This is a genomic window from Lederbergia ruris (assembly GCF_018332955.1).
Lineage (GTDB): Bacteria > Bacillota > Bacilli > Bacillales > Bacillaceae_C > Lederbergia > Lederbergia ruris.
This window is the reverse complement of sequence record NZ_BORB01000063.1, coordinates 1-14,522: the sequence shown is the minus strand read 5'-3', so window position 1 is coordinate 14,522 and position 14,522 is coordinate 1. Positions and strand designations below refer to the sequence as shown.

15 protein-coding genes are annotated in these 14,522 nt (G+C 35.3%); 6 read left to right on the top strand and 9 right to left on the bottom strand.

What is annotated here, in order from left to right; translation table 11 throughout:
- Positions 1 to 265: 265 nt before the first annotated feature.
- The gene (locus KI363_RS20655) at positions 266 to 730 is read left to right on the top strand and encodes a staygreen family protein (RefSeq protein ID WP_212967499.1); all 465 of its coding nucleotides are present in this window, start codon (positions 266 to 268) and stop codon (positions 728 to 730) included.
- A 170-nt stretch (positions 731 to 900) separates the two neighbouring features.
- Here KI363_RS20655 and KI363_RS20650 read toward each other — a convergent pair whose 3' ends face one another.
- The 5 genes from KI363_RS20650 to KI363_RS20630 all read right to left on the bottom strand — a co-directional run bounded on the left by KI363_RS20650 (position 901) and on the right by KI363_RS20630 (position 5,654).
- The gene (locus tag KI363_RS20650) at positions 901 to 1,272 is read right to left on the bottom strand and encodes an rRNA methyltransferase (protein WP_212967498.1); all 372 of its coding nucleotides are present in this window, start codon (positions 1,270 to 1,272) and stop codon (positions 901 to 903) included.
- A 24-nt stretch (positions 1,273 to 1,296) separates the two neighbouring features.
- Complete coding sequence (locus KI363_RS20645; RefSeq protein ID WP_212967497.1) at positions 1,297 to 2,094, bottom strand: LAGLIDADG family homing endonuclease; 798 nt, start codon at positions 2,092 to 2,094, stop codon at positions 1,297 to 1,299.
- Between the two features lie 396 nt (positions 2,095 to 2,490).
- Complete coding sequence (locus KI363_RS20640) at positions 2,491 to 3,195, bottom strand: metallophosphoesterase family protein (protein WP_212967496.1); 705 nt, start codon at positions 3,193 to 3,195, stop codon at positions 2,491 to 2,493.
- A 966-nt stretch (positions 3,196 to 4,161) separates the two neighbouring features.
- Positions 4,162 to 4,764 carry a LysM peptidoglycan-binding domain-containing protein gene (locus KI363_RS20635; RefSeq protein ID WP_246516972.1) on the bottom strand — a complete coding sequence of 201 codons (603 nt, stop codon included), beginning with the start codon at positions 4,762 to 4,764 and terminating at the stop codon, positions 4,162 to 4,164.
- Between the two features lie 461 nt (positions 4,765 to 5,225).
- Positions 5,226 to 5,654 (bottom strand): VOC family protein, encoded by a 429-nt coding sequence (locus tag KI363_RS20630; RefSeq protein WP_158324437.1) that lies wholly within the window; start codon positions 5,652 to 5,654, stop codon positions 5,226 to 5,228.
- A gap of 82 nt (positions 5,655 to 5,736) precedes the next feature.
- Here KI363_RS20630 and KI363_RS20625 point away from each other — a divergent pair, with 82 nt between their 5' ends.
- Positions 5,737 to 6,675 carry a helix-turn-helix transcriptional regulator gene (locus KI363_RS20625; RefSeq protein ID WP_212967495.1) on the top strand — a complete coding sequence of 313 codons (939 nt, stop codon included), beginning with the start codon at positions 5,737 to 5,739 and terminating at the stop codon, positions 6,673 to 6,675.
- Positions 6,676 to 6,782: 107 nt separating this feature from the next.
- Here KI363_RS20625 and KI363_RS20620 read toward each other — a convergent pair whose 3' ends face one another.
- Positions 6,783 to 7,187 (bottom strand): hypothetical protein, encoded by a 405-nt coding sequence (locus KI363_RS20620; RefSeq protein WP_212967494.1) that lies wholly within the window; start codon positions 7,185 to 7,187, stop codon positions 6,783 to 6,785.
- A 2-nt stretch (positions 7,188 to 7,189) separates the two neighbouring features.
- Complete coding sequence (locus KI363_RS20615; RefSeq protein ID WP_246516971.1) at positions 7,190 to 8,494, bottom strand: Y-family DNA polymerase; 1,305 nt, start codon at positions 8,492 to 8,494, stop codon at positions 7,190 to 7,192.
- Positions 8,495 to 8,745: 251 nt separating this feature from the next.
- On the opposite strand from KI363_RS20615, the gene KI363_RS20610 reads away from it, so the two are divergent.
- Together KI363_RS20610 and KI363_RS20605 are read left to right on the top strand one after the other, a co-directional pair.
- Positions 8,746 to 9,522: a hypothetical protein gene (locus tag KI363_RS20610; protein WP_212967493.1), complete on the top strand. Its 777-nt coding sequence runs from the start codon at positions 8,746 to 8,748 to the stop codon at positions 9,520 to 9,522.
- Entirely contained in the window at positions 9,519 to 10,391 is an 873-nt protein-coding gene (locus tag KI363_RS20605; RefSeq protein WP_212967492.1) for a DUF3307 domain-containing protein, read from the top strand. Before KI363_RS20610 ends, KI363_RS20605 begins: the two co-directional genes overlap by 4 nt.
- A gap of 318 nt (positions 10,392 to 10,709) precedes the next feature.
- On the opposite strand, the gene KI363_RS20600 is transcribed toward KI363_RS20605, so the two are convergent.
- Together KI363_RS20600 and KI363_RS20595 are read right to left on the bottom strand one after the other, a co-directional pair.
- A complete protein-coding gene (locus KI363_RS20600) occupies positions 10,710 to 11,069 on the bottom strand; it encodes an MmcQ/YjbR family DNA-binding protein (protein ID WP_158324434.1) in 360 nt (119 codons plus the stop codon).
- Between the two features lie 361 nt (positions 11,070 to 11,430).
- A complete protein-coding gene (locus tag KI363_RS20595) occupies positions 11,431 to 12,834 on the bottom strand; it encodes an FMN-binding glutamate synthase family protein (RefSeq protein WP_158321808.1) in 1,404 nt (467 codons plus the stop codon).
- Positions 12,835 to 13,064: 230 nt separating this feature from the next.
- On the opposite strand from KI363_RS20595, the gene KI363_RS20590 reads away from it, so the two are divergent.
- Positions 13,065 to 13,811: a YqjF family protein gene (locus tag KI363_RS20590; RefSeq protein ID WP_158321809.1), complete on the top strand. Its 747-nt coding sequence runs from the start codon at positions 13,065 to 13,067 to the stop codon at positions 13,809 to 13,811.
- A 46-nt stretch (positions 13,812 to 13,857) separates the two neighbouring features.
- Positions 13,858 to 14,328, top strand: a complete 471-nt coding sequence (locus KI363_RS20585; RefSeq protein ID WP_212967491.1) for a hypothetical protein — start codon at positions 13,858 to 13,860, stop codon at positions 14,326 to 14,328.
- The last annotated feature ends 194 nt before the right edge of the window (positions 14,329 to 14,522 follow it).

The window sequence follows — 14,522 nt, the reverse complement described above, 5'->3', positions numbered from 1 at the left end:
AAACATGTTTTTACCAATAAGAAGAGTTTGTAAAGTACGAATCATTTGGTCTTGAAACTTGATAAATTCGAGTAAATAAGTTAATAATTGAGGGTACAACTTGTCACTTCCTATTCTGGGATGTTGGGTGTGTGGTAACCTCAATTATCTCCAGATTTTAGGGGGTGGCAAGTTTTTTGCATTTTAAGCCCTACAAATCAAGATTTTTATTAACTTTTTACTATATAAGTTTTGACAATACGTAAAAATAAGGGGGAGTTAGAAAATGGAAAAGCTACAGGTAGGGCAGCTTACTGTGATCATTGTTCCTCCAGCAACTAATTTCGCTCCTGTGGATGGACGACAATATATAATGGAACCGCCAATTGGTGCTAATCGCGTGTTAACAATTGGTGTTTCTTCTAATCAATGTTCAGATAAGAACAATAAATCATTCATCCTAGAATGGAAGCCTAAGTTAGGAGAATACGTTCTTACCGGAAAAATCAATTATTTTGAGGAAACTGGGTTAAATCGGGAGCATATGCGAAAATGGAAAGATAAAATTACGAAAATGCTCACACTAATCATTAAATCAGATTATTATTTATTTCAACATGTGCCATGGTTAATGGATGCGCCTATATTAATTGAATTATACAATCACCGTTCACAACTAATAAAAATAGAAAACTTTGGCACGCCACGAAAATATATGTTAAAGGAAAAAGCTGAACTTGATCTAAATTAGACCGGACAATTGAGGTTCCGGTTTTATTTTTGAGCAAAACTAAACTATCTAATATTTTTTCATTCTGTCTCATTAATAGTAGTATACTTTTGATATGAGATTTAGTTATTTAACAAAAACCAACTTCCGATAATATATATTATGTTCGGGGCGTTCTATTGAAATGGAGATCACTCCACCCTATGTTTATAATCGCTGCTTTTTACGTTACTAAGATCAATATATTTAACACTACTTTCGATAACATCGTTTATAAAAAGTTCATGATTTTTAGCAAACTTTTTAACATTTTCTAATAAATCTTTATTATAAGTTGTTTTATATTGAACCCTATCTTTAGGTCTAGTTTTTTTATCAAAAATAATCGTTCCTTCAGATAAAAGGTTTTCTAATCCATTTTCAATAAGATAATTTATATGGGTGTGATTTTCCAAAGCTATATGTTTTAATTGATCTAAAACTTTTTTGCTAATGTTTGTTCTGAATTTTACCCTAGATACATCAGTAGTATGAATTAATTCTCCGTTTACTAATTTCCACATTTAAAACACTCCTAACATATTATTTTATTTGTCTGGTAATTCATTGATTCGCTGCATCATATAATCCCTCTTATGGGGAATAAAATTATCAGTTGCGGCATTCCTATAAATAATTTTTGCAAGCTTTGGGAGAACGTATTTTCCTTTTACCCAGACGCGATATATTATATTTCCAGTATTAGTTGTTGTACTTGTAATGGTTGAGTGCAATGCCCATGAGTGAAAAACTGATAATAGCCCTTCTGCAAAACGGATACTCGCTGTTGTCACATTCATGACATATCCACTTTTTTGAACCCAACCATCCCCATCAATCACCCCTCTTATAAAAGAGGGTAAATATTGCTCGGGTACAACTGGAAAAGGCACATTTAAGGATTTTCTTGATTTTATTCCCAATACTTCAAGGTCTTTTTTTATTTCTTTGGAATTGATGATTAAGGTTGGAGTTGTCATAGTTTTACCAAAAGGAGCTAATATATAGTCTGCCCCCATATAATTTGCTACAACTTTAAGAATCTTTTCATCTTTTTGGGATAAAGATACGCTATGAGTCTGCTCGTTAATATGGCCATCAGTAATAAACAAACCTAAGACCCATGCCATTTCATGGGACCATACCTTAAAGAAATTTTCATTTATTTTATGGATCCTAGGACGCCCCGAAGATTGCTCCCGATTCATCTTTACTCCATGTTTATAGAGCACATTTCGAATTGCCCGATCAGAAAGTCCGATGATCGGTTGCATTTCTTTAAAAGGCATTCCACTCTTGTACATACTAATAATCATTTCATCCGTAATACCTGGATTTCTGGGCATCGTCTCAATCCCCTTCAGAAAGTATACATGCTTAGCCGGTAGTATGATTAAAATGTTCTATATATTATATTATAGAAACTAACGTTCGTTTTTGCAAGTGTATATAAAAACATTTACATATTTTAAAACGAGTCTATTATAACCCGAATATTTACGGCACAATACCTTCCCCTTTCACCTCCCATTTTTTAATGTCAATAGCTGTTTCATCATCTTCCATCATGAGTAATTCATCCTTCGAATAAAGCACAATGTTTGTTTATACACTTTTATTTTCCCCTTCTTTCATTTCAAATACTTCTATAAATTCAGTTTGCATTTAACTATTGAATGAAATAGGTCCTTTTTACAACGAACACCTCTTTACATAAAATTCCTACTGGGATATCACTTTGGTCAAGGTCCCTCATAAGGCGGGTTTAAGTAATGATCAGCGAAATCCTCTTTGTAAGGAGTATTAGACTTGAGAATTCTTACGGAAGCCTCTTTTGTATCATATGGTGTGACTTTTAATTCGATATCGGGGCCTAAAATAGCCCAACAAGCTCCATTAGCTCGACTCTGTAAGCCAACACTTCCAGGATTTATAATACGTTTATCATCAACAATGCGATCAAACTGGATGTGAGTATGACCACAAACAATAATATTTTGTGATACACTTTCAATCATCGGTCGAATTTCTTTTTCAGTAGTATTTATTCGAATTGCCTCTTCGTCGCTGCGAGGTGATCCATGTACGAATAAAACTTCACCTAAACCATCAATATTCAAAATCGTTTTTTCGGGTAAACGCTTTAGGAATCTTAATTGCTCTTCTGTTAATTGCTCCGAACACCATTGATTTAATTTAGCTGTGAAGTCATCTAATCCTTTTTCCTTCCCGTAACGGTAAGAAACTACACGATCAACGTTCCCCCTAATAAAAATAAAATCATTTTTATAATCCATTAAAAGATCCATAACTTGACGTGGTTCGGGCCCCCAAGCTAAATCGCCACCTACTATAACCTGGTCAACATTAGCCTTTTTAATCGCTTGTAAAACTGCTTCTAATGCCGAATAATTCGCATGAATATCGTAAATAGCAGCTACACGCATTTTAGCATGCCCCCTCCAAAGTGAAGTAATTTCCCTTTCATTCCGACTATACTATTTTACTATTGTACTAGGCACCATTTTAAAAACTCATTTTATTCATAGTAATCTCATTTTTTATACATTTGAATAATCATTTCGTCTGTAATACCTGGATTTCTCTGCATTGTTTTCGCCTATAGAATGACATATAAAAATGACTCTATATACCTATTATAGAAACGAATGTTTGCGATTACAAGTGAAAATTATCTAATTCTTTACTTTTTTATTATGCTGGATTTCATCCGCTCTATAGCTACTTGAATATTCTTACATAATGACAACAGTAGGAGCTTTCTCCCCACCAAACTACTTTAGTTCCAATTTTAATAGGATAAAAATAGGATGGCGGTCTTTTTCAAAAAAGCACTTTATCCTATGAATACACTTCCTCAGGCAATATCAATTATTAGCTACTAACAGATGATTGTACATTGATTTTCCGCGACACCTTGTCCTTTACTTTGCTTATATCGCCACGGTGTAACTGCACAAATTTAGACACAAAAAAAGCGACTTTTAGTGGAAAAGGTCCTTAAAGATCGCCTACAGTTCTAATTATTTTATTTTTAAAAAAGAGTATACTTTTCTCTGTTCTCCTGCTCATTCACCTTTTTTAGTTTGATTTCTATCTTTTTCTCTTATAGGGCGAATAACTTTACATGGATTTCCAGCAGCGATAAACGTTAGGCGGAATATCTTTTGTTACTACACTACCTGCACCAATAGGATTTTCTCCTATGGAAACCTCCCTGTAAAACAGAAACATTTCCACCCAGCTATACTTTATCGCCAATATGAATTGGTTTAGCATACACATTCGGGCCTTTACTGGCTGCCCGTCTCCCACTTAGAATTTTCTCTATTCTTGAAGTGGGAGTCTTACAACCAGTTACACTGTGATAAATCTGTAATCAAGTTCTTAGGTTAATAGGTCCACACTTTAGCTTGAAGTTCTTGTACTCCAAATTCCAGTGCATCGTCTAAGTCTTCCTTATAAATATCCAAATGTCCATTTGTAATAGCACTTCCCCGGTCTTCACACACATAAGTTTCATCTAACTTTGGGATATGTATTTTCGTGCCAAAAGGAAGAGATTGTGGGCAGGCAATTGTCCTTCCTTCCTCTACCACTTTACCAGATGCTGTTATACCGTAGGCAGGATCACCAGGTTCTTTTCCAGTTGATTCAGGTCCAGCCGTATAAGCTGTAACTGTAAAAGGAGTCCCTATTTCATCTGGTATTTTTATTGTTTGTCCTGGTTTAATATATGTAGGATCCGATATAGATGGATTTGCCGCAATGATAGCATTTACATCTACTTGATAGTTTTGTGCGATACGATATACATTATCTCCTGATTGTACTTCATAATGCTTCTCAGCAGCTGCTGCCCCCGCGAAGAGCACGAATCCGACCAAAGAAAGAATAATCGAAGAAATATACTTGATAATAACACCTCCCTCTCCAATGTATAGTTCCTGTCTACCCATTTTTTTAGCTTGTAAACTTGGATGAATATTTTTCAATTTAATTATCAGGAAAATGAAAAACTTGTATGATTCATAAAATCTATCCTCATTAATTTTATTAGTGGATATTCACTATCCAGAGTGTCAACAAAAAATAACCATATAATTATGGAACTGTGTAGCTACCAGATCCATTAGTAAATACAGGATCAATAAAAAAAGAGCAGTTGAAAGCCTGCTGATATCAGAAAATATGAAGGAATATTATAGAACGAATATTATAGAATGAATGTTCCTATGCGGTGCTGAAGTGGAATTTGCAAAAAAAGAGACATTGCAAGAAGCAGTGTCTCCTTTTTTGCGTCCATATTATCTGTGAAAATCGAAAATCGAAATCTATTCGGAAATCAAACTTATTGGACACGTAGCTCAAGCTTTTTACTAACAACTCATCACGAAAACCTAGTTTCCATAAAGTGAAACTTGGATAACTTAATGTTCAAACCAAGCAGATTAATTCAAGCTCCCCTTTTCGTAAATAAATGGAAGCATACCCCAAATGGATCCTTTACATATCCATAACCTTTTGTATAAAAATCGTCTGTGAATTCTTTTAATATACTTGAGCCTTTTTCGATCATTCTGTCATAGACGGCTTTTGTTTCTTCCACTGTATTAAAGGTGAGACAAATAGAAATATTATTCCCTTCTGTAATAGGAAGACCTTCTGTATCATCAGCCAGCATGATTTTAATGTCCCCAAATTGTAGTACGGATTGGTCGATTCGATTGTACTCATCTTCAGAAATACCTATCTTTGCTTGTTTTGGTCTGTCTTTCACTCTTTGCAAATATACTGTTGTTGCTTTAAAAACCTCTTCATAAAACAATCGTGCTTTTTCTGCGTCTGTCGTTATTAAAAAATAAGGCGATACTTCAAACTCCATTATAACTCCTCCTATCATTTTGCTATAATTAAAGTGTAAAATTAAATGGTGCCAGTTTACGGCACCTTAAGGAGAATTTTGTATGAAAAAATCAATGCGGTTATATCATATGATTCACTTTGTCAATACTAAGACCGTCTTCAACCTCTTTGATTTGATGGAGGAATTTAATATTTCAAGAAGAACGGCATTACGAGATATTCAAGAAATGGAAATGCTAGGTGTCCCCATATATAGTGAAACCGGAAAAAACGGCGGCTATCGAATCATCCGAGAAAGAAGTTTAACAAAAATCGCTTTAACGAATGAGGAAAGTAGCGCTTTGTTATTTGCCTTAACCAGCATTTCAAATATGAATTCTCTGCCCTTCAGCGCTACCTATGAAGATATTTTTCATAAAATATACACCAATTCTACTACTGAACAAAGGAATAGCATTGATTTCTTTAAAAATAAAGTGAAGTACCATCATATCCATGTAAATAAGAGCGACTTTGATGTAACTCCTTTTATTAAAGTTATGGCTAAAAAGAAATGGTTGCATATTATTTATGCTGACACAAAAATGAACGGGCTTTATTGTATCATCGGCTTTCTTTTTAAAAATGGCCTTTGGTATATGGTTATTGCAAATGAATCAATGAACTATACCAAGATTCTAAATGCAGAAAAAATTAATGAACTTAAAGAAATAACTGAACTGAAAGAAATACCGAAGATAACGATGGATAACTTTCAGAAGTATATGTTTCATACCAATAATAAAATCAAAATAGAAATTCACTGCCAAGAGAGAGGTCTCAATATGTTAAAAAATCATCTGTGGGATAGCATAACGACTTCTCCCATAGGCGATAATAAGTTTCTCTTTGAAACTTATGTAAATGAAAAGGATTTGAATTTTATCTCCTCTTTACTAAGTAGAATGGGTAAACATATTAAAGTAGTCTCCCCACCATCTCTAATACAGCAAGTAACCAATGAGTTAGAAGAAGTTTTGGCAATGTATCAGAATAGCTAGGACTTCTAATTTTAAATTTTGAGTGCTGTTGAGTGATAAAACTTTTATCGCTAAATACGAAGTGCCTTAATTACAAAAAGAGCAGCAGTCTGCTCTTGGAAAGTTTCTTATTTCCTTTTATCATACCAATCCATCGAATCCATCATTTCCACATTTCTTATTTGCTCAAGTGTGCAACTTGTAACTCGCCCATCCTTTAAGTATAAATGTATTTGATTTTCAACATAGCCGGCTATTTTACACTTTAAGTCTTTATAATAATTCCCATCTCTCATCACATTTGCCTGAATCAAAACCGGTGAATCTGTTATAAAAGCTTGATACAACACTTGGGCTATTTCTTCTTCTGTCATTTCTTTTTTCGTCTTAACCTCTAGTAGCTGGTTATTCACTTCCTCTTTTTTGAGTGCTTCTGAATGGTCGCTTAGCATCATCCCTAACCATTTAACAATTCCCCTATCTTTATATCCAAACTGTTCCGGTGTGATGCGTGTGATCGATATTTGCTCCATTTTCACTCCTCCTTTCCAGATCGATGACCACCAAGCAGTTTCGCACGATATATAGCCATTCCGCCTTCAAGTAAGCTGGAAGTGTGTAGCAGTGACGTGTACCCATGTTTTCTTTTCACAAAATCAATCGCCCTACCCAGCTCTTCATTTCCTATCGTTTCTTCTGCTGGTTCAAAGAAATCCAACTGCAATGATTGCTTTGGTTGCAGTTTTCCAAAGGTGATATTAACCACTCTTACCGGCACATTTTCTTGATAATATTTATGAAAAATCATCAGCATATACTTCTTTAATTTTTTTGACGAATCGGTTGCATCAATCTTCATCTGATGATTAAATCCGCTTTGCGCTATCGTTTTCGAATAGCCAATGGCCAATTTGACAACACCGGTCACTAGATGGTGCTTCCTTAGCCTTGCTACATTCTCATCTGTCATTTCTCGAATAACAATCTCAATGTCATGTTTCACTACATAATCTCTGTTTAGTATCTGGTTTTTGCTGAATGACGTACTGTTAGGTTTGTATGCATCCGATAGTGATGTTCGGTCAACCCCGTGAGCGTGAAAAAAGAGCTGTTCTCCAATCACGCCAAACCTTGCCTTTAATACATGAATATCATACTGAGACAAATCATAGATACTTCTAATACCTAGCCGATTAAGACTTGCTTCTGTTTTCTGTCCGATTCCCCAGAAATCATTTAATGGTGCTATTTTCCATACGGTACGTGGCACATCTTCATAACGCCACTCACCAATAAAACCATTTTGTTCGTCGTGTTTCGCCTGATGATCGAGCGCTAATTTTGCTAACAGCGGATTATCGCCTATTCCTACAGTCAGTACTAAGCCTAATTCTATCCATACAGCACGTTGGATTTTCTTTGCTATATCATGTGTGCTGCCGAAAAGTTTATGCGATTTAGTCACATCAATAAACGATTCATCAATAGAATAAACAAGTACATCATCTTCCGTTACATAACGCTTAAAAATACTTAATATTTCTAGGTTTTTTTCTACATACAATGCCATACGAGGTTCCACAATTTCTATATTTGCTCCGCGCGGGATCTCGTATATTCTTGTTCCTGTTTTAACTCCATACTCCTTCTTTACCAAAGGGGATGAGGCCAAAACCAAACCGCCTTGGTTATCCGGTTTAGATACAACCGCAATCCGAGATTTTAAAGGATGCTGATTGCGTGCGGCAGCTTCTACGCTTGCAAAAAAAGATTTGACATCTATGCACATAATATCTCGTCTTGGCTCATTAGAATAATCCATCATAATAATATTCTTCATCGTCTCACTCCTGATAAGAATATATGTTTGTATCTTTATTATAAGAACGTATATTCTGTTAGTCAAGATCAACACGATGAAATGTCGATGCCAATATATGGAAGAAGAAATGTAAGCGTCAAATAGACCTCACCTATTCTTTTACTAATCATCTAACTTCCATAAAATTTGATTATTTCATCTAACTTATGCTATATTCGATTATATAATCAAACTTCTCTATATTGGGATAAAGAAGGAGCTGTTTATTCATGACCAATGAAGTCTCTGTCTTCATCATGGATATAAGTAATTCGTCTAAAGGGAATAGCGGGAATGAATTAAGTGAATATCTGGAGCAATTAAAAAGTGATATTACTGAGTGGACACAAAATACAGCTGTGACAAAGGTTAGTCACCGCGCCGGCGATGAATTAGTGGTTATAACCAGCGGCTATGCAGGGGCATATACACTTGCCTTTTATATAAGCCGGATTTGGAAATTCACCAATCATAAACCTTATTTCGGATTATCATTCGGCGATATCCAAGAGGATGTAAGTGAAATAAACATAGAAACTTGGATTCACCCATTAATGAAACAAGCAAGGAACGCCAATGATTACCTGAAAAAACAACAAAACAGGATGCTGTTTCGCTTTGCATTACCTCATTTATCAGAGAAACAAGGTTTCACCGTTTTTAGCAAACAGTTCGAAATATTAATCAATACGATTTTAACCCTCAAGCAGGAACAAATAAACGGGCAAACTGAAATACAATCCCTCGTCTGTTCTTTATATGTCATGCTCGGCCAACAAAATAAAGTAAGCCAATATCTCGAAAGAACAACAGCTACGATATCCCATCATATGAAACAGGGTAAAACGCAAGTCATCTTACATGCTTTTTATGACATTGTAAAGGTGCTGGATTCATTAGGAGCGCAAAATAAGCACAATCTAACAGATAAGCTGCAAACAAACATTAAACAACATGTCAGGAATCATCTAACCGATTATTTTCCTAAAGAAAGGAAATTACCATGACTGTACTATTGCTACTTCTCGCGCATTTAATCGCTGACTTTTGGCTGCAATCAGACCAGATGGTGAAAAATAAAATAAAACATCTGAAAAAACACTTATTTCACCATCTACTAACAACGGGAATCGCACTTGCGATTATATGGGGGTATCAATATGAATTTCAACATATAATCTCCTACTTTATTCTGCCTTTAGCTTTTATTATGATCACACACCTTTTGATTGATTTATCGAAAATAAAATTAGTAGACTCCATTCCAAATAGTACAACGGATAATATGAAAAGGCTCGGATACTTTCTATTAGATCAAGTATTACATGTCATTATGATACTGATAACCTGTATTCTCTTCTTTTCTATGAAAGTGACAGAAATGACAGCGAGTTTGTTAGACTTATATGGGACAAGTAGTTTAAGTGTGGTCAACACAGTATTACTTCTGATCATCATTTACATTTTGGCGACAAGTGTCAGCGGCCATATTGTAAAATATATCATCGGTTCCTTGCCCTCCGAGCTTGCAAACTTTGAAGGCGAACTGACATTGAACAATCAGATCAAGGCTAGACAAGAAAAAAATCAACCAAGAACAGAAAGCAGTTTTACAGAGAAATATCATTATTTTACCTACTCCACCCCGCTTCGTTCGCGCGGAAAATTGATCGGCTATATAGAAAGATTGCTTGTTATTATATTAACGGTAATTGGCGCCTATCCATCTATTGCTTTTATTATCGCAGCCAAGTCAATTGCACGATTCAAACAGTTGGATGATCGCAACTGGGCGGAGTATTTCTTATTAGGTACACTGTCCTCTATTTTTCTGGGATTAGTGCTTGGACTTGTTGTACAGGGAATTATTATGTAAAAGTTGAGGCTGGGGCAAAGGTATTTTCACCAAAGAAAAAACCGAATTCCTAGGATGCATATCCCCCGCTTCGGAAATATACTTCGCTTTTCCGCGTGCAAGTGGCAGCCCAGCTTCGCTTTCCGGGATCTTGTCGAACTCTTGTTTCCCATAGGAATCTACGTGTATTTCCTCCACTGAGGTAATGCATTTTGGAGCTTAACGTTTTAATTATGTCCCAGCCTACTTATACAAAATAGTAATTAGAATAAAGTTTTGTTACGTATAGTACGCAAAAAAGCAGTAAACAACAATTGTCTACTGCTCTAATAAGCCTCATCACTGCGTTAAATCGTAGCTCAAATCTAAAAGGTGAAAAATTTCTTCATCTGAAACAGAACCATCCAATACGATGCTAATCCAGTGTTCTTTATTCATATGATAAGCGGGTAATATTGCATTCTCTTTTCTTAAGATGCTAGCTAATTCCGGGTCACATTTAACATTTAGTATGCCTGTCTCTCCCTCCCCTTCAATACCCAATTTATTTCTGTCCACATTCATAACTAACCCATACCATTTGTTATTTTTCTTATGTCTAAGCACAGCATAGTCGGATAATTTACCCCAAGGATAATCAGGATCTGTATCATATTTTCTTTTTGCATAATCTAAAATAGCTTCTCTGCTCAATGGCATCACCTTCTAATCAATTAAATCTAATTCAAATTTTAGGTGAATCATTTCAATTATTCTACGGATTACTCTTTTTTCAGCTCAAGGATTAGCCAATAATGGCTAATTACGCACATAAAGAATCAGCAGCGTTTTGTCTGGGTGCACAAAATAGGATTGTTACTCCCGTCTAATTTGTTCCAATATCTTTAATATCAAAAACGTGTATTGCATTTTGGTCGAACTGTATTGATAATCGATCATTATAAGGTTTTTTAGAGAAAAGTATTAATATGTTATTTTTGCAGTGTCCCTTTTTAAAAATATAGATGCCTCATATCATTTTCCATATTTTGTTCAAAAGGAAACCCCACTGATGAACGTTTTACTTTGTGTCTTCCCAAGCTTCAAATGAAAATGGAATATGAAGCATCTTAGCCGTTAACTCGTCGTAAGATACTAAATCTTTTTTTGAGAGCTCTTTTAAAGAGCGTTTCCCCATCGCTCTTAATGCCATTTTCATTTCTTCAATACTGGCTGTTAAGAATTTTTCTGCTGATTGCGTGCCTTCGTCGATCTTAAATTGATTCTTGAATTTCCCTTCATTCCAAACAACTTGTGTAGGCGGTTCAAAAGGTAAGGCCTTCAGAGATTGAGAATGTGCAACTGTAAATAAAATGGTTGAACCTATATAGACAGCATCCGCACCTAGTGCAAGTATTTTTAGAAAATGCCCTGGTACAAATAATCCTCCTGATACAATTAAACTAATTTGTTCCTTTCTTTTTCTTTTCTTCAGATGATTGGCTGCCCGGAACACCGCATGTAATGTCGGAATTCCAAAATCATCAGATAAAATTGGCGGGGCACCATGGGTTGCTGCTTGTCCCCCGTCAATTGCAATATAATCAACCCCAATGTAAATTAAATGATCAATATCTTCTTCAATTTTTCCACCTGCACCAATTTTTGCTCCAATTGGAACGCCCCCTGTTAAGTTTCGAAGCTCATCAACAAGTTCTTTCAAATCATCTAGTGTTTGATCTTCATAAAAATTATCATAAATGACAGCATCCTCATCTTCCTTTAATCCCATTATATTACGGGCACGACCTGTTAAATTTTCAGGTGAAATTTTTCCTCCCGTTCCCAATAAGGCACCCTGTCCTAATTTAACCTCAACCATATCAGCTCGTTTAATAAGATCCTCTTCCTTTGACCATTCTGTTTTAGAAAACTGTAAAATATACTTTCCAGCAGTATCTAATTCCTCCGGCAAGACTCCGCCTTCACCAGAGTTAATGGCCGTTCCTACATTTTTAGCGGCCCCTGCCAAAGAAAGTCTCACTTCCTCACTTAGTGCGACACCATAGGCCATGCCACTAATAATAAGCGGAATTTTTATTTTCATCGGCTTTTTTGCTTTTGGCCCAATGGTAACGGCAACATCTACTTCTTCCTCCCCATCTATGGGAAATGGAGACGTTTGAGCAGGGATAAATGTAATCGGATCTAAATTCGGCCACTTTTTTGAAGAACCAAGCGGACGATGGAGAACATCGCCTGTTTCTGCACGTAGACTATTTTCCAATATATTTTGAATCCCCATATGTCGTAGTCCCGGTAGTAACTCTATTATATTTTCTTGATAACTGTCGGTTAGAATGATTTTTCCCATTTGTTTAACCACTCGTTTCATGATCCAACGCCAGCCAATAAGTATGAATAAAATAAGGACAAATAATATGGATAACAGCACAAAAGACACATAATATAAAAAGTTCGGCATAATCACTTCTCCCATATGGTATAAATTAAGCGGTCATTTTCCCATTATTGCCCAAAGAGGAGAAATAGTTATCATTTAAATAGCCTACATTGTGGAAAAAGAGAAGGTATTAAACTGTTCTTTACGGAAAGACTACAAAAGATCTTTAAATTTTAGTTGATCACTTTTACTCTAAACTTAAAATTTCTCTAACTTTTGGAGTCATTTTCTTGTAAGAAGGAGGTCATTTAATGGACTTATTAATTGATAGCAATCATCGGCCTTTTCCATTACCTTCAAAAAAGTGGATTATGCGACAATCATGGAGAAATCTATTGTTTTTGCATTGGCCTGTTCCACTGGAAAAACTACGTCCACATATTCCTTCTTCATTACAAATTGACACCTTTCATGGATCCGCATGGTTAGGCCTCATTTTATTTGTGATAGAGGGAATTTATCCACTTGGAATATCAAAATTTTCCCTTACCCCTAAATTTCCAGAAATTAATGTAAGGACATATGTCAAATACAACGAAAAACCCGGTATCTATTTTATGTCTATTGATGTTGAGAACTGGGCGTCCTTAAAGATAGCTAAGAACTGGTATCATTTACCCTATCATTCGGCGAAAATTTCTTTTGGGAAGCAAGGTCAAACCTTTTATTGCCATAGCATTCGTAAAGAAAATGGTAATACTCCTGTATCATTTAAAGGCCAATATGGTCCTATATCAGAAGTTTATTATCCAAAGGAAGGGACGCTAGATCACTGGTTCACTGAGCGCTATTGTTTATATAGTTCGAATAACGGAGTCAACATTTATTGCGGTGAAATACACCACCGACCTTGGCCATTACAAAAAGCAGAGATAGAAGTAGATAAGAATACCCTTTTTACATCTTATCAATTTGATCTTTCTGAAATAAAACCACTCGCTCATTTCTCAACAGGAGTGGATTCGCTAATGTGGAATATAAAAAGAATACGGATTTAACGAGTTTCGTTTAAAGAAATTCATTTTTAGGAGGAGCCTGAGTTTAATGGTTAAGTTTAATAAGAAAATTGCATTTTCGCTCGCCACATTAATTTTGCCTTGGCTAACTGTTCCTTTTATGGGGAAAAGAAATTTTTTAAGGTTTTTGCCTGTTGCAAGTTTTATCAATTTATTTTTAAGCGTATTTAGCCTCATCTGTAACAAGAAGAAATGGTGGAAAACGAATAATCCTATATCTCCAGGGCCAATCGATTTTACATATATTTTAGGTCCTTATTTTGTCGCAACACTATGGATATTTAAATTAACATATGGGAATTTCCGCAAGTACTTAATCACAAATATGGTATTGGATTTAATTAACGCCTATCCTATGCCTTATATTGGAAACAAGTTTGGCATTGTCAAATTTAAAAAGATGACAAATACTGGTTGGTATATTATTAATGTATCCTTAGCCATTATAATCTATGGCTTTCAGGCACTTGTAGAAAAAGCGATTAGAAAAAGCAATTGATTTTAACAAATACTAAGTTTAAATCAAGTAAGAAGCAAAACGTTGGATCTACGTCAATATTTAGGACTGTTTATGGCAAACTAATAATGTAGGGATTGGCATTTAATTTATGTATGGCCCGTAGGGCATACATAAATTAAATACGCCACTTGCCAACTCCTCCAAATAACTTTAAACTCCTCGTTGGACCAACA

Bases quoted from the DNA above. Each gene is read 5' to 3' on its own strand.
- KI363_RS20600 (WP_158324434.1), bottom strand. From the start codon at position 11,069: ATGCCATTGAGCAGAGAAGCTATTTTAGATTATGCAAAAAGAAAATAT.
- KI363_RS20625 (WP_212967495.1), top strand. From the start codon at position 5,737: ATGAAAAAATCAATGCGGTTATATCATATGATTCACTTTGTCAATACT.
- KI363_RS20650 (WP_212967498.1), bottom strand. From the start codon at position 1,272: ATGTGGAAATTAGTAAACGGAGAATTAATTCATACTACTGATGTATCT.
- KI363_RS20640 (WP_212967496.1), bottom strand. From the start codon at position 3,195: ATGCGTGTAGCTGCTATTTACGATATTCATGCGAATTATTCGGCATTA.
- KI363_RS20605 (WP_212967492.1), top strand. From the start codon at position 9,519: ATGACTGTACTATTGCTACTTCTCGCGCATTTAATCGCTGACTTTTGG.
- KI363_RS20630 (WP_158324437.1), bottom strand. From the start codon at position 5,654: ATGGAGTTTGAAGTATCGCCTTATTTTTTAATAACGACAGACGCAGAA.
- KI363_RS20595 (WP_158321808.1), bottom strand. From the start codon at position 12,834: ATGCCGAACTTTTTATATTATGTGTCTTTTGTGCTGTTATCCATATTA.
- KI363_RS20610 (WP_212967493.1), top strand. From the start codon at position 8,746: ATGACCAATGAAGTCTCTGTCTTCATCATGGATATAAGTAATTCGTCT.
- KI363_RS20585 (WP_212967491.1), top strand. From the start codon at position 13,858: ATGGTTAAGTTTAATAAGAAAATTGCATTTTCGCTCGCCACATTAATT.
- KI363_RS20655 (WP_212967499.1), top strand. From the start codon at position 266: ATGGAAAAGCTACAGGTAGGGCAGCTTACTGTGATCATTGTTCCTCCA.
- KI363_RS20615 (WP_246516971.1), bottom strand. From the start codon at position 8,494: ATGAAGAATATTATTATGATGGATTATTCTAATGAGCCAAGACGAGAT.
- KI363_RS20645 (WP_212967497.1), bottom strand. From the start codon at position 2,094: ATGCCCAGAAATCCAGGTATTACGGATGAAATGATTATTAGTATGTAC.
- KI363_RS20620 (WP_212967494.1), bottom strand. From the start codon at position 7,187: ATGGAGCAAATATCGATCACACGCATCACACCGGAACAGTTTGGATAT.
- KI363_RS20590 (WP_158321809.1), top strand. From the start codon at position 13,065: ATGGACTTATTAATTGATAGCAATCATCGGCCTTTTCCATTACCTTCA.